Raw genomic sequence first — 18,591 nt, 5'->3', positions numbered from 1 at the left:
TTCAGCGCTGGTAAGGTTCCAGCATTTTAGAGAGAAGTTGCGATGAGTAATAAAATCATAAACCTAGGTTCAATCGAGATCGCTAACGATAAACCTTTCGTGTTGTTTGGTGGCATGAATGTGCTTGAGTCTCGCGATCTCGCTATGTCGATTGCTGAAACCTATGCCGAAGTGACGCAAAAACTGGGTATCCCCTATGTTTTCAAGGCGTCGTTCGACAAGGCTAACCGCTCTTCTGTTAACTCTTACCGTGGTCCGGGCATGGAAGAAGGCTTAAAGATTTTTGAAGAAATCAAAAAGACTTTCAATCTGCCATTAATCACCGATGTGCATGAGCCTTACCAATGTGCACCCGTTGCTGAAGTGGTTGATATTATTCAGTTGCCTGCTTTCTTAGCGCGCCAAACAGACCTCGTTGTCGCCATGGCTAAAACGGGCGCTATCATCAACGTGAAAAAGCCGCAGTTTTTAGCACCCCACGAAATGCGCCATATCATCACTAAATTTAACGAAGCGGGTAACGACGAGATTATCCTGTGTGAACGTGGTTCATGCTTCGGTTACAACAACCTAGTAGTTGATATGCTGGGCATGGATGAGATGAAGCAATCCGGTTATCCGGTGATTTTCGATGCCACCCACGCATTGCAACGTCCCGGTGGTCGTGCCGATTCGGCGGGCGGTCGTCGTGCTCAAGCGACTGAATTAGCCCGTAGTGGCATGGCGTTAGGCTTAGCGGGTCTGTTTATTGAGGCCCACCCAGATCCAGATAACGCTAAATGTGATGGCCCATGTGCGCTGCCACTGCATCAGTTAGAAAACTATCTGAAACAGATGAAGGCGATTGATGATTTAGTGAAATCCTTCGACCCGATTGATACCAGCAAGTAAAAAAAGAGAGGTTAACTTAACCTCTCAAAGTAAGCAGGGGAGCTTTTGAAATCAGGCAATAAATTGATTGCCAATAATCATGATGAATAAAGCTTGCGGAGAGATGTGACGAGAGGCGATTCCAACGCCTCTCTGAGCTTGAGTTACTTAGTTTCTAACGCATGTTTTGCCGCATTGGTACCTGCAATTTTGCCAAAAATTACGGTGTCAGCTACGGCATTACCACCTAAACGATTATAACCGTGTACACCACCAGTTACTTCGCCAGCCGCAAATAAACCTTTTAACGGCTTACTTTGGATATCCAGTACCTCAGCCTTTGTATCGATTGCAACACCACCCATAGTGTGGTGAATACCAGGTGCGACTTTTACAGCATAAAAAGGAGCATTTTTTAATGGTAACGGCATTTGTTCGCGACCAAACTCCTCATCCTTACCTTGTTTAAAATAACGATTGTAATTTGAAATCGTTTTTTCTAATGAGTTTTCTTTCATGCCTGTAATTTTAGCAAGTTCAGAAACCGTATTTGCTTTTTCCAGCATATCTAAATGGTCATAGCCTTGAACCATTTTAGCCTTTTTATAAAGCTCATTATCAAAGACTAGCCAAGCATATTGTTCAGGTTGTTTTAGAATAGCGTCAGATGCTTTATCGCGGGTAGTTAATTCACTGATAAAACGATTACCATCTTTATTGACCATAATAGCACCTACACCTCGAACGGTTTCCGAGATTAAAATGCGGCTGTCTTTGCCAACTGTAGGATGCGCCTGTATCCAGTCAATATCGGTCATACTTGCACCAATCGCTTTCGCTAGCTCGATACCATCGCCAGTAGAAGTAATATTGTTTGAACTGGTCATTCCTTTAAATGTAGGACGATAAAATGCGATCATTTCTTTATTAAAGCCATATCCACCCGTCGCTAAAACAACGGATTTGGCAGCGACCATATAGTGACCAGAATGTTTGCCATGAACAACTACGCCGACAATTTTTTGTTCATCATCAACGACAAGTTTAACAACTTTAGAGTTTAATCGAGTATCAACACCTTCATTTATAGATGCTTTTCTCAATACATCGATAATATGAGGACCAACACTCAAGCCACCAGATGGTCTATGTGTACGGTCAACTCTTGCGCCTCCAGAACGTTTTAAGTCGTCCATGTTTGCACCTAGAGATTCGAGCCATTTAATGCCATCTGCAGATTGCTCTGCTAAAATTTGCACCAATTTTGGATCGTTAGCGTTACGTCCACCTTTCATAGTGTCTTCAACAAACCATTCGATTTTGTCATCCACTTTATGTGCTTTTTGCTGTTCGGTTCCTACGGCATTGTAACCACCTGCAGCAAGCATAGAGTTACCACCACTAAATGGTGCTTTTTCGAGTAATATTACTCGCGCGCCTGCTTTTTTAGCTGCAATTGCGGCATTAAAGCCTGCACTACCGGCTCCTACAACAATGACATCGGTTGTTTCTTTTGGACCAGCAGAAATGGCTTTGTTGATAGCTTCATTATCCCAACCTTTATCCCATGCTTCTTTTGATTTTGCATCATTGAAAGGCATTTCAAGCCCTTTAAATGAGTGACATTCATTACAATATAGTTTGGGTTTTTCATGGCCTTTATGACAGCTTGTGCAGTTAATATCACCTAAGTGCGATGCATGAGGATCTAGCTTTAATTTAGGATTAGCCAAAGCACTGTAGTCACCATGGCATGACTTACATTGTTGATTCTCATGGGTTTCGCTATCGGATACTTTACCTGGTTGAGTGTGACAACTCTTACATCCACCCATTTCTTTATGAAAAGAGGCTAAATCATTTTTGTCATTTGCCGCCCAGGATGCAGTTGAAAATATTGAGCACAAGACAAAACTCAAAAGTGTTAACTTCATATAATTCTCCAATTATAGTTTTATTGAGATGATACGGGACGTATAGTAATTTTTTATTTATTGTTAAATAGTGATGTTGCGCAACAACCTGTATCGATTAAATTAAATTTAAACTGAGTTAAATTATTATTAAGAAGCTGAATTTATATTGGAGGTGTGACTTAAGTTCAAATGGGAAGTTTAACATAGAATTAGCATATATAGGGTTTTATGTTAAAGGATGAGATTTATGAAACAAACTAAATATTTTATACCTGTTGCGATGTTATTTTGTTCTACTCAAGTATTATCTGAACCATTAGATTTTTATGGTAGATTATGGCTAGGTGTAGCAAATTCTAGTCATGGAATTTCTGGGAATGAAAAAGTTGATGGTTTTTCACTTGAAAATTATGCTTCATATGTCGGCTTGAAGGGCGATTATGAAGTATATGATGATTTTAGTTTAATATATAAATTTGAGGCTGGAATTGAAAGCTTTGATAATGATGACTCAAACATTTTTAAACCAAGGAACTCATACTTAGGATTTAAAGTTAAGTATGGCAGTATTGTTTTTGGGAGAAATGATACAGTATTCAAAACTTCTGAGGGTAAAGTCGATTTATTCAATATTACATCAAGTGATATGAATATGATTATTGCAGGTAACGATAGGCTTGGAGATTTAGTCACTATCAATAGTGCGAAATTTGCTGGTATTTCGCTCGGGGTTACATATGCATTTGAAGATGATTTTAACCAAAAAAATCCAACGTTATCTGATAATCAAAACAATTATGCCTTGAGCCTGGTGTATGGCGATCCAACCTTCAAAAAAGGTAATACATATTTTTCAGTTGCTTATGCAGATGGCTTAAATTCATTAGATGCAACAAGAGTCGTCGCTGGTGCTTCTATTTCATCAGTGAAAATCGGAGCAATTTATCAACATTCAAAATCAACTATCTATAAAAATGTTAAAGGAAATTCATATTTATTAAGCATGAGCGTTCCATTTAAAAAGTATGATTTTAAACTTCAATACTTAAGTGACGATGCAGGTTTAGGCAAAATTACCAAAAATGCTGGTGCAGATCTAAAAACACTCGAGGATAGTGATGCTAGTCAATATTCTATCGGTGTTGATTATAATTTGGCAAAAAAATTAACCTTTGGAGCGGCTGTTAGCTACTTTGACGGAAGGTATGTGGACTCAAAAGGCGAAAAGGATTTTAATGATACATTAATCACATTTTCAACAAAATACCTTTTTTAAGACACTGTCATGAAAGCGGCCAAGTTGGCCGCTTTATTAAAATTAGAGATTAGTCATATTTAAAAATATGTCTTTCATATATCTTGTATCAATTGAAACAGTTGGAGATGTTGATGCGTATAACATTAAGACAGCTAATGATTTTTAAAGCTATCTGTTCCGAGAAACAGATCTCAAAAGCGGCGAAAATGATGCATATGTCAACTCCAGCGGTAAGTATGGCTCTAAAAGAGTTGGAGAGTTCGTTAGGATGCCGCCTGTTTGAGAGGGCGAGTGGTGGATTGGAGTTAAATGCTCATGGGAAGGTTATCCTTCCATATGCTAACGAAATGCTTAGTAAAGGAAATGAATTAGAAAAGCTATTTAATTTCTCAGAGGATTGTGTTAAAGGGTGTTTAGTTATTGGAAGTAGCAAAACTGTCGGTAATTATGTTCTATCTAGAAAAATCCCTTTGTTTAAAGATAAATTTCCTGATGTAAAAATAAAGTTGATTATTGATAATAGCTTGACTATTGAAAAAATGGTATCAGAAAAAGAAATTGATTTAGGTTTTATTGATGCTAAACCAGCGAGCAAGAATCTATTATGTGAACAATGGATGCAAGATAATCTTTGTATTGTTAGTGGTCACTCTCATCCCCTAGCAAATAAAAAATTTTCTAATACTTTACTAAGTGAACAATTGTGGATTTTTGACCACGAATCTTCGCTATCGCATATTCGTGCGGTTCAATTGTTAAAAAGCTTAAACGTTTATGTAAGAAATGACATCTGCATGTCTACTATAGGTGCTATTAAAAGGGCTATTGGAACAGGGATCGGTTTGAGTGTTTTGCCATATATCGCAATTAAAGAGGAATTAGAACGAGGTGAGTTATTTTTGATCGATTTGGAAGGGTGGGATTATAAGCGTACTTATTGGTCAATCCAACGTGAGTCTGATGGACTTTCATTGCAGTCGAACAGTTTTATGAATTTTTTAAATAATGAATGATCGTAATTTTTGGTGATGTGATTGATTTCTTCAGAATTTGGCATTGTTACACTCTTAATCTTGCTTCTTGCACTTATTTTATATTCGAATCATTTGTCCTTTGGATTTATCAAGCGTTTCTATAGTATATTTCCTGTAATGTTTGTTTGTTATACCCTGCCAGCCTTATTCAGTTATTTTGGTGTTGTAGATGCAAGTGAATCAAATATTGATGATTACGTTAAGGCGCATTTTATTCCATGTAGTTTATTTTTGTTAGTGATGAGCACAGACTTCGTTACATTGAGAACTGTCGGAGGGAAAATCTTATTGATGTTTTTTATTGGAGCGATAGGTGTTTGTATTGGTGGTCCGATAAGTTTATGGATAGGCTCCATATTATTTCCAGACCAACTTTTGTGGGAGGGAAGAAATGCAACTTGGCGCGGTATGGCTACGTTAATGGCGAACTGGTTAGGTGGTACAGCAAATCAACTTATTGTTAAAGAGATTCATAATGTTGGGGATGCGGCGTTTGCTGTTATGGTGACCATTAATGTTATTTTCTCAGGTATCTGGATGGCGATACTACTGTTTATCGCTAAAAATCAGCCTATTATTGATAGGTTTATCAATGCAGATCTAAAAAATGCTCCCATTTTTATTGAAGATATTAAACCATCATTAGATCGTAGAAAGCGTTTTTTGGGGTTAAGTCTACTTATTTTATCTTTATTGTTTATCTTTTTATTTTGTCACTCATTCTCTGAATATATATCGATGATTTTAATTGATAACTTTCCTATTTTGTTACAGTTTAATCTCGGTTCAACTTTCTTTTGGTCTATGTTTATATCGACACTTTTAGGTTTGTTGCTTTCTATGAGTTATGCTAGACACGTATTTGTTAAACAAGTGCGATTTCTCTCGTTTTTCCTTTTATATTTTATGATTATGAATATTGGGTTGAATATTGAATTTACGTCTTTTCAATCTATTTTGTATTATTTTACTGTTGGGTTGATTTGGTTTTTTGTTCATATAATTATTCTTTTTTTATTTACTCTGTATTTTAGATTGCCAATATTTTATTTTGCAATCGCTAGTCAGTGTAATATTGGTGGTGCAGCTTCTGCACCTGTTGTAGCAAGTGCCTTTAATCCTAATTTTGCATCAGTTGCAGTTTTAATGGCGGTGTTAGGTTATACATGGGCATCTTTTTTAGCTTCGATTATTGGTCATTTTATGCAATATATACATCCATAGTTATATTTCAATTAAATCGAATAATTTTATTTTTGTGATATCGTTTACTCGATTTTAGCGATACTCTCTGGTTAATGTTACTAGTTGTAATGTCTCAATCATATTTGCGCAATATCTAGTATTTCCATGTAGTATATGACTCTGTTTAATCTTTTATGCCGAAGCAAGTGATTTTGCTTTGATGGATATAGGTTCATGTGGATTTTCTTTACCTTGTTAGCCGCGTTTATGCAGGCGTGGCGCAATGCCTTTCAAAGCCAATTGAGTAAAGAGGTTAAGGTGGCGGGCGTCACCTTAGCGCGGTTTATTTGGGCAGGCCCGATTGCGGCCTTGTATCTTGGGCTGTTATATCTTTGGAACAATGTGGGATTACCACATTTTACGGTGGAGTTTATCGGCTTTATTGTCGGCGCCTCCATGATGCAGATCCTCGCGACCGGCTTGATGGTTAAGTTGTTTCAACAACAAAATTTTGCCATTGGTGCCGGGCTGGCCAAGAGTGAGGCCATCGTTGCCGCAATATTAGGCACCTTCTTTTTTGGCACCCATTTATCGTTACTCGGTTGGGTAGGGGTAATTATAGGTGGCGTAGCTGTGTTTTTACTGAGCGCCAAACAAGGGCTTAGACAGCTATCCCTAAGTACAGTGCTACTCGGCATTGCTAGCGGTAGCGCCTTTGCATTGACCTCTCTATGGGTGAGGGAAGCAAGCCTAAGGTTAAATATCGGTTTTCCCCATAGCGCCGCATGGGTATTACTTTTGGTGATATGTCTACAAACCTTACTCCTAGTCAGTTATTTAGTATTGAAAGATAAAGAAACTTTAATCGCCCTGATGCGACGACCTAGGCTAACCTTACAAACGAGTACCGCCAGCTGCTTTGGCTCTATTGGTTGGTTTAGTGCCATGTCTTTGCAGGCTGTGCCCTATGTTAAAACCTTAGGGCAAGTGGAAATCTTCTTTATGATGTTGATTTCGGTATTTTGGTTAAAGGAAGGGGTAAAAATCAAAGAAGTACTTGGGTTAGTCTTGATTGCGCTTGCGGCAATACTCGTCATGTGGGAGTAACCCTTTAAGCTGTTTATCGCACATAATTAATAGCCTATTGGCTAGGGTGCGTTGACGTTTCGAGATTAGATTTTGTTCGTTCTGGCAAGCACGAACTCGCGAAACGAGGAATGATGTGTCGTTATTCTACTCAAATGACGAACGGCTCTTTTGACAGAAAGTAAGCGCAAGGGCTTGCCAGACGACCCCTTCGGGCAGCATTTGGCTGGCGTTTCTGCTGCGTTATCGTCCGTTTATGTAGAACACTACACTGCACGGACGTTGCCTTGCATTAAAACTAGCCAAATTGCTGCAAAATAACCTTAAAACGCCAACACGCCCTAAGCACTATGTTGTTCTAAAGATAAGGATTTAGGATGCCCAATCGCATTAACAGTCTTTCGTCACTCTTACGGCTCTTGATTTCCCGCTATGATCTTTCCCGTAAGCATTTATTTATTATGCTATTTTTTCCCATTATCTTAGCGATCGCTTCCAGTTATCTAATTACGGGTTACTTAGTAGGAAAAAAAGCGCGGGAAGTGGGGGAGTTTAATCTGGAACGGTTAGAGAGTTTATTGAGTCAATCAAAGGATATTGGTCAATACGCTTTAACACTCAATGAGGGAGATTGTGGTCATCTTAATGAATACATGAGGTTTAAACCCTATTATCGGGGAGTGTTACTTTTTAACGATAAAAGATTTTATTGCTCATCCACCAATGGAGTGATCGATTTACCCCTCAACTCACTTTTACCTGAACCCAGCTTAAAAACCTTCGCTTATCATATCGTTCCTGAAACTCCTGCGCGTTTAGGCGTTCCCGCCATTATTGTTATTTTTAATAACAGTCACGGAGCGGGTGGTGCGATTGTTGTGATAGAAGGGCAGTATTTAATCGATAGTTTTATTCAGCCAGAAGTATTCCCTCGTCCTGTGCGGCATGTGGTGTTGGGATTGGGGGGAGCAACGTTACCCACGGTTCCACATTTTAGTGATGGCAAGGTGGTTGCTGTCCACGCGGATAATTCTGAATTGGTGATGTTGCTTGAAATTTCTCAAGCGTTTTTTTGGCACTTCTTCTGGATCTACTTTGGCCTGCTATTACCAGTGTTATTGATTTTCGCCTGGTTGCTTGGTTTACATATTTTGCGTAAAAACGGTCGATCTTCACTGGCTGATGACATAAAAAGTGGTATCGAGAACCAAGAGTTTTTCTTGGTATACCAACCCGTTGTAAGCAGTGAAGACGGTAAGGCCAAAGGCGTCGAGGCATTGGTGCGCTGGCAGCATCCGCAAATGGGTTTAGTGCGGCCCGATTTGTTTATTCCCATCGCCGAAGAAAGCCAATTAATCGTGCCGTTGACCAATTATATTTTTGAGCGCGCCTTGGCTGATTTTCGCCAATTGCAGTTAACCTCAGAGTTCAGGATTGGCTTTAACGTGGCGCCGGAACATTTCATCCAAAGTGATATTGAAGCTAAGTTTCGTTACCTTAGGGATGCGTTTGCCGAAATCGGCGTGCAGCCGCTAATCGAAATCACCGAGCGGCAACTATTAACGGCGGATATGTGTGAGCGAATCACGGCGCTGCGTGAGCTGGGCATTCTCGTGGCGATTGATGATTTTGGCACTGGGCAGACGACCTTGTCGCTGCTGCAAACCTTTACCTTGGATTACCTTAAAATCGATAAATGCTTTATCGATACTATAGGCCGAGATGCGGTGACCTCCCATGTGCTCGATACCATCATTGAACTCTGCCATAAGATGAATTATGTGGCCGTGGCCGAAGGCGTGGAGACTCAAGAGCAGGCGGACTATTTAATCAGTCGTGATGTGCATTTTTTGCAGGGCTATTTATACGCTAAGCCGATGAAATTAAATGAACTGGAACTGTGGCTTAAGGAGCATAACTAGTTAATAACCGTCAGGGCAGACATGCCACTGACGGTCAGTTTTACGAGGCGAGTATTAGAGGCTGTAGCCTGTTTCTTCATGTTCAGACAGGTCAAGCCCGTTGACTTCTTGCTCTATGTTAACGCGCAGTCCGCCAAGCATTTTGCCAACAACGATAAACAATAACCAAGTTACAATCGCGGTATAGGTGAATGTAGCGATGACACCAATTGCTTGCGCCCCGAGTTGGTCGAGCATAGTGGGGTTAACACTGGCAAAACCATAACCGCTGAAGATCCCAAGCTGAGTCGAACTAAATACCCCCGCCAGTAACGTGCCGAGAATACCGCCGACACCATGCACTGGGAACACATCGAGCGAGTCGTCAATCTTAAGCTTTTGTTTAATGTAGACAGTTGAAAAGAAGCAAACCACGCCGCCAAGAAAACCGATCACTAACGCGCCAGCAGGGCCGACATAACCCGATGCTGGGGTGATAGTGCCAAGGCCTGCCACCATGCCAGTGACGATACCGAGTGCACTGGCCTTACCGAATTTATACCACTCGATACCCGCCCAAGTAATGGCGCCCATCGATGCGGCTAAATGGGTCGCGAGTATCGCCATGGCTGCAGTGCCATTGGCACCTAAGGCGCTGCCGCCATTAAAGCCAAACCAGCCCACCCACAGCATGCCCGCGCCTGTCACTGTCATGGTCAAGTTATGGGGCATAATGGCCGAGTTTAAAAATCCCTTACGCGGCCCTAACACTTTTGCCGCCACCAGTGCCGCCACCCCAGCGGTAATGTGTACGACTGTGCCGCCAGCAAAGTCATACAGCCCAAGTTCCGCCAACCAGCCGCCGCCCCACACCCAGTGGGTGATGGGGGCATAGACTAACAGTAACCAAGCGCTTGAAAACATCAGCACAGCGGAGAACTTCATCCGCTCGGCAAAGCCACCGATGATCAGCGCCGGCGTGATAATGGCGAAGGTCATTTGGAATAGCATAAACAGAGGTTCGGGAATATCCCCGCTGACACTGTCGCGACTAATACTGGCTAAAAAGGCTTTGTTCAACCCACCGATAAAACCGTTGCCGGTATCGAAGGCGATGGAGTAACCCACCACAAACCACAGTACAGAGGCGATAGCAGCGATAGAAAAACACTGCATTAAAATCGATAGCACGTTTTTACTGCGCACCAGACCGCCGTAAAACAGCGCCAATCCTGGGAGTGTCATTAATAGGACGAGGGCAGATGAGCTTAAAATCCATGCGGTGTTGGCGCCGCTGATCTGCGCCTCATCGGCCAAAGCTGTGCCCGCAAAGCCGCTGGCGAGCAGAGCCAATAATGCCTGATAACCCAATTTTGAATAACGGGCGGTTGGCTGAGTGAACTTAGCGTGCTGGCCGTTTGGCGTATTCGTGCAGCGCTCGAGCTTAGCGTTAAGTGCGGCTGTCTGTAGTCTCATATCGCATCACTCCCTTCTTCCGAGGTGCGTACACGGATCACTTGCTCCAGTGGGGTCACGAATATCTTGCCGTCACCGACTTTTCCCGTGTGGGCGGCGGCAACAATGGCTTCGATGACCGCATCTTCTTGCTCGGAATGGATGGCGATTTCGAGCTTCATTTTGGGGAGAAAGTCGACCGCATATTCGGCGCCGCGATACAGCTCTGTATGTCCCTTCTGGCGACCAAAGCCGCGCACTTCGGTCACTGTCATACCGTGGATGCCTAGTTGCGTCAGCGCTTCACGTACATCATCAATTTTGAAGGGTTTAATAATAGCGGTGATGAGTTTCAACTTTATTCTCCAACGAACTTCAGGCGTAAGTGGGATGAGCAAAGCAGGAATCAGGCCATAACAATAATGTTTTTATTATCATTATGTTAACAATGTGACGCACTCAAATAGACAGCATTTTTGCTGCAAAAGAGTGCAAAAACAGATGATTGCGCCCTGATTTGGTGCGCTGAGATGGTGCATTTAGCATCAAAATACCAATTCGAGTGCATTTAACGATGCTGGAATATCACCGAGTTTTATTTAATTCGGCTTGTTTGAGTTAAATTCTTTTTAAATCAATTGAATATATTGACTAAGTTTGTGGTGTTATCGCCGACAGCTGTTTAATCGCTTGGCACATTTGGGCATTGGTGGCTGCACTTAAACCGTGCGCACTGGCGCGGTCGCAAATATAACCACTAATTTGTTCAATCTCAGTTGGCCTATGGTGTGCTACATCTTGGTGCATCGACGAGAAGTTCGCGGCTGTGAGTTCAATCACCCGATACACACGTTCCTCAAGCATTTGTCTATCCAGCGCTATGCCATCGTGGGCTGCCACCTCGACCAGCTCATCTAAGATACTGGCGATGGTTTGGGTAAATTGTGCTTGAGCCAATGCGCCATTGGGGCATTGATGCAGGGCGGTCAGGGGATTAATTGCAGCGTTTACTGCGAGTTTTTGCCAAAGACTCGGAATAATTGCCTCAACCCATTCACTATTGGGGATAGCGTTGAGCAGTCCATCACGCAGTGCTTGCGATAATGCGGGGCCGGTAAAATGGCCAAACTGGGTTAAGCCTTGGCCAGTTTGTTTGACTTGCCAGCGGGACTGGCGCAGCACGCCTTGGGAGGTGGTGCCAAGGCTTAAGCCGCGACCCTGTAATTTGGGCGCCAGTGCCAAGTGCGGACCCATGCCATTATGCAGTAAAAGGATATGACACTGGGGCGAGAGTTTGTCGAGTAAAGGGCTAATGGCACCAATGACTTGATAAGCTTTGACGCACACAATTAACAGCCTTATCTGCTGCAAACTTGTGCTGTCTAAATTAAATGTAGGCACTCGGTATGACACAGAGTCGGTATCAGCATCCGTTGATGGCAGAGGGCAAAACACTAAGTCTTGCCAATCCGTCGCCTCAGAGGTGGATGCAGAGGTCTCACGCGCTATCAAGCCTACGGCGAACCCCGCCGAATGCAGTTGATGACAAATCAATTGTCCTACGGCGCCAGCACCTAAAATCGCAATATCGGTGACTTGAGACTCCACAGTAGATGACGCACCTTGGCCGAACATTATTCTTCCTTGAGCTGGGCGGCGCTAAAATATTTTCGATAGGCCCAAAGACAGAAGTAAAACAAAGCGATACCGGCAAAGTCCGCTAACACGTCGCCCACAGAGGCGCTGCGGTAGGGTAAACGCGATTGCACTAGCTCAATCAAAATCGCGTAGGCGGCAAGCACCAGCGAGAGCCAATACCACTTGGGGCGAAAGGCGAGAAAGGTCAGATAAGAGAGACAGAAGAAGCTCCCAAGATGGCCTACCTTATCGATATTGGGGATACTTTGCGAATAGGTTGGTCTGGAAAACACCAGATAACTGATCACGACAAAGGCTACGGCTAAAGCCAATTTGAATAGGGTGTTTTTAGTTATCACAAATACAATTTGATTATCTTAGTGTGACGCCATAATAGGAAAATGTGCCGCCAAAGTCATCCATAACCCGAGTTTTATCTTGCTTGGGTAAAGTTAACCTTCAACTTGGGGGAGGGAGTCGGTAAACTATGGGCATTTACAATCACCTAAGGGGCGGCAACTATGCCTTCATTTGATATTGTGTCTGAAGTGGATGAGGTTGAATTACGTAACGCGGTCGAAAACTCCCGCCGTGAACTCAGCAGCCGATTCGATTTTCGTGGTAAAGAGGCCAGCATCGAATATAAAGATCATGTGGTGACTCTCACCGCGGAAGATGATTTCCAGTGCAAGCAGTTGGTCGATATTCTGCGTACCCAATTGAGCAAACGTAATGTTGAGCCTTCGACTATGGATGTCGACGAAAAGTCGGTTCACAGCGGCAAAACCTTCTCCCTGAAAGTGCGCTTTAAGCAGGGGATCGAGACGGATATTGCCAAGAAAATCGTTAAGATGGTCAAGGACAGCAAGATTAAAGTGCAATCTCAGATCCAAGGCGACACAGTGCGTGTGACGGGTAAAGCCCGCGATGATTTACAAGCTGTGATGGCGTTAGTGCGTCAAGCGGATCTGGGTCAGCCTTTCCAGTTCAATAACTTCCGCGATTAATCGCAAAGCTTATCCGGCATTTGATTCACCTTGAATCGATGTGCTGAAAGACACTTAAAAGCCCCTCGCTATCAAAGGCGAAGGGCTTTTTTATTGCTTAGATTCGGCGTCGCCCTTGCTGCCGTGGGGTACGTATTTATTCACTAAATGAATAAGCAGCAACACGGGAAAACCAATCACACTGGCGGCGACAAAGAAGTTCACATAGCCATAGGCATCAACGTAGGCGCCCGAGAAGCCAGCAATAAACTTAGGGAAGAGCAGCATAATCGAGGAGAGCAGCGCATATTGAGTCGCGCTATAGCCGCTGCTGGTGAGGCTTGAGAGATAAGCGATAAAGGCGGCGGTGGCAATACCGGCACTAAAGTTATCGACCGAGATCGCAAAGGTTAAAAATTGGACGTTGTAGCCAATCATCGCCTGCCAGGCAAACAGTAGATTGGTTACGGCGACCAAGAGGGCGCCAAGGAATAAAATCTTCATGGTGCCGAAGCGGGCTAAAAGGATACCGCCGAAGGCTGCGCCAACTAAGGTCATGATAAGACCGTAGATCTTACTCAGATAAGCAATTTCTTCTTTGCTAAATCCCATGTCCACGTAGAACACGTTGGCCATAATCCCCATCACAATATCCGAAATGCGATAGCAGGAAATCAGCAATAAAATCAAAATGGCGCTGCGACCATAGCGTTTAAAAAAGTCGATAAAGGGCAGTATGCTGGCGGTATAAATCCATGAGAGGCTCGCCGCAAGCGGCTTGGGGTAACGCTCGCTCAAGCGTTGTTTTACCGCTAATTCGGTTTCATCGGCGGCGCGAGTATCGACCTGTGGCTCGCGGCTAAAAAGCGTTGTTAACACCCCGACAAACATCAGTCCAGCCATCACCAAATAGGAAGTTTGCCAAGCTAGCAAGTTATATTCGGTATTGCCGGGCTCCACCCAAGCGGCGATGCTCAGTGCACCAGCGGTCGCCACAATCATAGCGCTGCGATAGCCCACCTGATAGGCGGCGGCAAGCGCGGCCTGCATTTTTTCGGGGGCTGATTCGATACGAAAGGCGTCAATCACAATATCTTGAGTGGCAGATGCAAAGGCGACCATCAGGGCAAATACGGCCAAGCGCTCGAGATCTTGGAGTGGGTCGCTAAAGGACATGCCCAAAATGGCACCGACCAACAACAGCTGAGCAAACAGCATCCAACTGCGTCGCCGGCCTAAAAAGCGCGTCAGTATGGGCAGTGATAATCTGTCCACTAAGGGTGACCAAGCCCATTTGAAGGCATAAGCCAAGGCTATCCAACTGAAATACCCGATAGAAGTGCGGTCGACTCCCGCTTCCCGTAGCCAAAAAGACAAAGTTGAAAAGACCAGCATTAATGGCAGGCCAGCAGAAAAGCCGAGTAACAGCAGAATCAACACGCGCTTATGGTAGTAAACGCTGAAGAAGTCTAAGATGCGTCGATTTAAACCGATTACGAACATAAGCATGAGCCGAGGAGTCGAATCCGCCTAGCTTACGGGGAAGATGCGGTGGGATTCAAGGATTAATGCGTATCCTTTTGATGCTCGCTGGGTTTCTGTCCGAAAGGGCTGAAAATAAAAAGACCCAGCAAGCTGAGTCTTTAGCGAGCGTATTGCTCAAGGTCGAATACCAATGCACCCCGAGGGCATTTGGCCTCCCAAACTGAGAAAGTCACAGCACGCGTGTAACTGCTGACACAGGTACTGATTGCCGCGGATCATCCAGTCTGGCCACTTGTTAAAGCTATGGAGCAAATGCCAAAACACGGTTTCGGTTTCTGTTTGCGCTTCACTACTTGGAATGAGTAATTGCCATTCCTCGAGTGTGTCCCAAAGATAGAGCTGGACTTCATGGAAATCGAGCTCGTCACTCAAAAATGCTTTGCCATACATAGCAAGTTGGGGAGCTTTGTTATCAATAAATTCTGCAATAGTCACCCTAGCCTCCTTTCTCTAGCTTTTGGAGTATAGACGGAGAATTAGGGCTTTTGCTCAAATTTTTTTCAATTATTTTTTGGGTAGTAATTTAGCTGTTTTCAATATGATAGGCGTGACAGGCACATCGGGCCAATTCAGTTTAGCATTGGTAGTCGTTTCGACTACGGCCATAGCTTCCAGCACTTGTTTGCCCTCAATCACTTCACCAAATACGGCATAACCCCAACGACGTTTTGATGGGTCTAGCTTAGTATTGTCCGCCACGTTGAAATAGAACTGGCGGGTAGCAGAGTGGGGATCGTTGTCGCGCGCCATCGCAATCGTGCCCATGCTGTTAGATAGGCCGTTGCCAGACTCGTTAACAATAGGCTTGCCCGCTGGAAGCTCTTCTAATTGTGGGTTTAGCCCGCCGCCTTGAACGACAAAGTCACTGATCACACGGTGGAAAATCGTATTGTTGTATTCGCCTTTGACCACATAGGTCAGGAAGTTATCGACAGTAATCGGTGCGCGGGTTCTATCGAGTTCGACCACAATCTTACCTAAGCTAGTTTCAAACTCGACTTGGGGATACAAGGTATCGGGTTGAATGTCGATTGCCGCCCAGCTGCTATAGCTGGCACAGAGAACTAAGAGTGCAGATATCCAACGAAACATTATGATTTCCTTATTAATTACCGATTAGCACTATTATTGTTGTAAGAACTGGTTTAACTCAGGGTCATTCAAAATTTCCCCAGTGAGTTGGCCGAGTAACTTGTTCATATCCAGCTCTAGAGTGGCAAAGTCTGGCGTTAACGGACCTTTTAAGGTGCCCTTGGCTTTATAGCGTTTGACCAATTCTTGATTGGAATTACGGGCTTGTACGGCAATCAGCACGCTGTGTTTGGCCTCATAACCGAAGGTCTTTTTAGTAACATCCATTTGCAGTTCTTCTAACTGAACTTGCACAGAGTTGGTCGCGCTAGGGTCAATCTGGTAGCCCGCTTGGGTAAAACCGTTACGGAATACTTCATCGAGTAATAATTTTGGTGGCTCACTTGGGCCGACGAGGCGAGTCTTAGTGCCTTCTTCCATAAAGCGCGCCACGTATTCGACGTTGCGGGTATCAATGGTATCTAATGAGATCTGTACGGGTCTGGTGGTCTGTTGGCTAATATCGGGAACTTGGGGGCTAAACGCCATATGAGTCGGATTTTGGCTCGCGCAGCCCACGAAGAGCAGGGGGAAAGTTAGCGTCAATAATAACTTTTTCATGGGGGATCTCATGCAAGTAAAAAGTGGCTACAGCATACCAGAAATCCCTTTTGTTGCCACAAGGTACTCGGGTTCAGTTTTTGTACAGGTGTAAAGCTTATGATGTGGAGACATTTAAACACTGAATTTAAACAATATGAAATACTTAACAATTAATACTTGGTTATTGTCGTTCGCACTGTTGGCGGGGTCTGTTGTCGGCAAGGCGCATGCCGGCGATTCTCCCCATCTGTTAGGTGGTAGCTTAGGTTATGGTACTCAAGAGTTTGAAACTAAGAGCGGTAAATATGATGCGGGTGATACTTTTACCAGCGACTTATATTATCGCTATATGCTCAATGAGCATTGGGGGCTGGAAGCGGGCTATTTAGCGGGGTCTGGTGGAGTAGTGAGTGCCCTTGTGAGTGCAATTAGTGATATTAAAGACCTAAGTTACCAAGGCGTAAGAACTACTGTTTACGGTGAGTATGCCTTGTCACGCGGTAATAGTCTGTATGCCAAACTCGGCGCAGCTTACACCAAAGTGAGTTATGAGATGGATAAGCAAGAGATGGATTCGGACGATGTGGGCTTTTATGGCGCTGTTGGTTGGCAATATCGTTTTCGCTCGGGCTTTGGCTTAAACCTCGAATATCAATATGTGCCGATGAAAGAACTGGAGTTACAAGGGGTAAACTTTGGCATGAGTTATCGTTTCTAACGACTTAGGTTTGCGGAATTAGGTTTACGGAATCAGGTTTACTGAGTCATTCACTATCATTTAGCGGGTTAGTCTGTCTCAATTAAGCGCCTTTGGGCGCTTTTTTATGATCCGCTGGTGGGATTAAACTGAATCCCTGTCGGCAACAAAATCACAACAATTTGAGCTTGCACTCTTTTAATGCAATGGGCGACAGGTTAGAGTAAAAATTCAACATTAAATAAGAGAGCATAAATGCTCCCTCAAGTGCAAAAGCAAAGGCGAGTTTATGTCTAGGATTATTACCCAAATCGCCCCCGACAGTTTAATCAATGCCAAAGGTCAGCCACATTTCGGCCATTTCGACGGTATAGTCAGTCGCTTAGGTTTAGCGGATTTTGCCTATTTCGATACTATGGATAAGCCCGCATCGGCTTGGGCAAAACGGTTTGACTATAAGCAGTTCCAGTTTATTTCCATTATTACACCGCGCTATATCCTTGGCATTGCTCTGGCGGATATCGCTTACCTTGGTAGTGGATTTTGTTATTTATACGATATTAAAAACAACAGGTTAACTCAGCAGGACTGGTTAAAACCCCTTGGGTTTGGCTACCGGATGACACCTTCACCAGCCAATGGCACGGCAACCATTGGCGGCAAAGGTAAGTGCATAACCTTTAAAATCCAAGAGGGGAATTGGCATTTAGTGATTGATACTAAAAGCATTCAAGCCGACTTAACCTTAGATGCTTTGCCTTTAAGTTTACCTATGGCCATGTGTAGTCCTACGGGGTACAACGGCTGGACCTATACCCAAAAGCACAATGGGTTATCGGTCAAAGGACAACTCACCATCGACCATGAACCGCAACCATTAAATTTTGCCCTCGCAGGCTATGATTTTTCCGCGGGCTTTATGCGCCGCGATACTAGCTGGCGTTGGGCATCCATCAATGCCCAAATAGATGAAGGAGTGATCGGATTAAATCTTGCTGCGGGCGTTAATGAAACCGGTGCCAATGAGAATGTGTTTTGGATCAATGGCGAGCGGCATTTACTCGGACCTGTGCAATTTGAATTTGACCGCCATGGCCAGCAGGGCACAGATCTCTGGCGCATTCACAGTCACGATGGCCGCGTCGATTTAGAGTTTACGGCGCGAAATTGCCGCAGCGAGAAACGTAATTTTATCCTGCTGAAGAGTAACTTCCGTCAATATCTTGGGCTTTTTAGCGGTTTTATCATTGACAATCAGGGACGTAAATTTCAACTGAACAATGTATTGGGATTAACCGAGGATCATTACGCCCGCTGGTAGGTTTGTGGCAGATTTACGATTTAAT

Annotated in this window: 18 protein-coding genes; 9 read left to right on the top strand and 9 right to left on the bottom strand. The window is 43.8% G+C overall.

The features are described 5' to 3' along the window. Positions 1–42: 42 nt before the first annotated feature. Entirely contained in the window at positions 43–891 is an 849-nt protein-coding gene (gene kdsA / locus SHD_RS18335; RefSeq protein ID WP_011623905.1) for a 3-deoxy-8-phosphooctulonate synthase, read from the top strand. 143 nt (positions 892–1,034) lie between these two features. On the opposite strand, the gene SHD_RS18330 is transcribed toward kdsA, so the two are convergent. Then, positions 1,035–2,804 (bottom strand): flavocytochrome c, encoded by a 1,770-nt coding sequence (locus tag SHD_RS18330; RefSeq protein WP_023268499.1) that lies wholly within the window; start codon positions 2,802–2,804, stop codon positions 1,035–1,037. Positions 2,805–3,033: 229 nt separating this feature from the next. Here SHD_RS18330 and SHD_RS18325 point away from each other — a divergent pair, with 229 nt between their 5' ends. The 5 genes from SHD_RS18325 (at position 3,034) to SHD_RS18305 (ending at position 9,271) form a co-directional block, all read left to right on the top strand. Further along, positions 3,034–4,062 carry a porin gene (locus SHD_RS18325; RefSeq protein ID WP_023268498.1) on the top strand — a complete coding sequence of 343 codons (1,029 nt, stop codon included), beginning with the start codon at positions 3,034–3,036 and terminating at the stop codon, positions 4,060–4,062. Between the two features lie 113 nt (positions 4,063–4,175). Beyond that, the gene (locus SHD_RS18320) at positions 4,176–5,057 is read left to right on the top strand and encodes a LysR family transcriptional regulator (RefSeq protein WP_039978656.1); all 882 of its coding nucleotides are present in this window, start codon (positions 4,176–4,178) and stop codon (positions 5,055–5,057) included. Positions 5,058–5,078: 21 nt separating this feature from the next. Then, a complete protein-coding gene (locus SHD_RS18315; protein ID WP_039978655.1) occupies positions 5,079–6,302 on the top strand; it encodes a DUF819 family protein in 1,224 nt (407 codons plus the stop codon). 195 nt (positions 6,303–6,497) lie between these two features. Then, positions 6,498–7,370 (top strand): DMT family transporter, encoded by an 873-nt coding sequence (locus SHD_RS18310; RefSeq protein WP_023268495.1) that lies wholly within the window; start codon positions 6,498–6,500, stop codon positions 7,368–7,370. Between the two features lie 356 nt (positions 7,371–7,726). Next, complete coding sequence (locus tag SHD_RS18305) at positions 7,727–9,271, top strand: EAL domain-containing protein (protein WP_023268494.1); 1,545 nt, start codon at positions 7,727–7,729, stop codon at positions 9,269–9,271. A 54-nt stretch (positions 9,272–9,325) separates the two neighbouring features. Here the strand turns inward: SHD_RS18305 and SHD_RS18300 are convergent, their stop codons facing one another. The 4 genes from SHD_RS18300 to SHD_RS18285 form a co-directional block, all read right to left on the bottom strand. Continuing rightward, positions 9,326–10,726, bottom strand: coding sequence for an ammonium transporter (locus tag SHD_RS18300; RefSeq protein WP_023268493.1), 1,401 nt, complete (start codon positions 10,724–10,726; stop codon positions 9,326–9,328). Further along, the gene (locus SHD_RS18295) at positions 10,723–11,061 is read right to left on the bottom strand and encodes a P-II family nitrogen regulator (protein WP_023268492.1); all 339 of its coding nucleotides are present in this window, start codon (positions 11,059–11,061) and stop codon (positions 10,723–10,725) included. The genes SHD_RS18300 and SHD_RS18295 overlap by 4 nt, the downstream gene beginning before the upstream one ends. A 295-nt stretch (positions 11,062–11,356) precedes the next feature. Further along, positions 11,357–12,340 (bottom strand): ketopantoate reductase family protein, encoded by a 984-nt coding sequence (locus tag SHD_RS18290; RefSeq protein ID WP_023268491.1) that lies wholly within the window; start codon positions 12,338–12,340, stop codon positions 11,357–11,359. After that, positions 12,340–12,702 (bottom strand): VanZ family protein, encoded by a 363-nt coding sequence (locus SHD_RS18285; RefSeq protein WP_011623900.1) that lies wholly within the window; start codon positions 12,700–12,702, stop codon positions 12,340–12,342. The genes SHD_RS18290 and SHD_RS18285 overlap by 1 nt, the downstream gene beginning before the upstream one ends. A 162-nt stretch (positions 12,703–12,864) precedes the next feature. Here SHD_RS18285 and SHD_RS18280 point away from each other — a divergent pair, with 162 nt between their 5' ends. After that, positions 12,865–13,350 carry a YajQ family cyclic di-GMP-binding protein gene (locus SHD_RS18280; RefSeq protein ID WP_011715934.1) on the top strand — a complete coding sequence of 162 codons (486 nt, stop codon included), beginning with the start codon at positions 12,865–12,867 and terminating at the stop codon, positions 13,348–13,350. 90 nt (positions 13,351–13,440) lie between these two features. Here the strand turns inward: SHD_RS18280 and SHD_RS18275 are convergent, their stop codons facing one another. From SHD_RS18275 to SHD_RS18260, 4 genes are all read right to left on the bottom strand, one after another. After that, complete coding sequence (locus SHD_RS18275; RefSeq protein ID WP_200862653.1) at positions 13,441–14,838, bottom strand: AmpG family muropeptide MFS transporter; 1,398 nt, start codon at positions 14,836–14,838, stop codon at positions 13,441–13,443. A 150-nt stretch (positions 14,839–14,988) separates the two neighbouring features. Continuing rightward, a complete protein-coding gene (locus tag SHD_RS18270) occupies positions 14,989–15,309 on the bottom strand; it encodes a hypothetical protein (protein WP_023268489.1) in 321 nt (106 codons plus the stop codon). Positions 15,310–15,378: 69 nt separating this feature from the next. Then, on the bottom strand, positions 15,379–15,966 hold the full coding sequence (locus tag SHD_RS18265; RefSeq protein ID WP_023268488.1) for a peptidylprolyl isomerase: 588 nt from the start codon (positions 15,964–15,966) through the stop codon (positions 15,379–15,381). A 33-nt stretch (positions 15,967–15,999) separates the two neighbouring features. Beyond that, positions 16,000–16,566 carry a YajG family lipoprotein gene (locus SHD_RS18260; protein WP_023268487.1) on the bottom strand — a complete coding sequence of 189 codons (567 nt, stop codon included), beginning with the start codon at positions 16,564–16,566 and terminating at the stop codon, positions 16,000–16,002. A 136-nt stretch (positions 16,567–16,702) separates the two neighbouring features. Here SHD_RS18260 and SHD_RS18255 point away from each other — a divergent pair, with 136 nt between their 5' ends. Further along, entirely contained in the window at positions 16,703–17,266 is a 564-nt protein-coding gene (locus tag SHD_RS18255; RefSeq protein ID WP_023268486.1) for a porin family protein, read from the top strand. Positions 17,267–17,534: 268 nt separating this feature from the next. Further along, positions 17,535–18,566, top strand: coding sequence for a DUF2804 domain-containing protein (locus tag SHD_RS18250; RefSeq protein WP_023268485.1), 1,032 nt, complete (start codon positions 17,535–17,537; stop codon positions 18,564–18,566). The last annotated feature ends 25 nt before the right edge of the window (positions 18,567–18,591 follow it).

Origin of the sequence: Shewanella decolorationis S12, assembly GCF_000485795.1 — a bacterium.
Taxonomy (GTDB): Bacteria; Pseudomonadota; Gammaproteobacteria; order Enterobacterales; family Shewanellaceae; genus Shewanella; species Shewanella decolorationis.
This window is presented reverse-complemented; position numbering and strand designations above follow the sequence as displayed.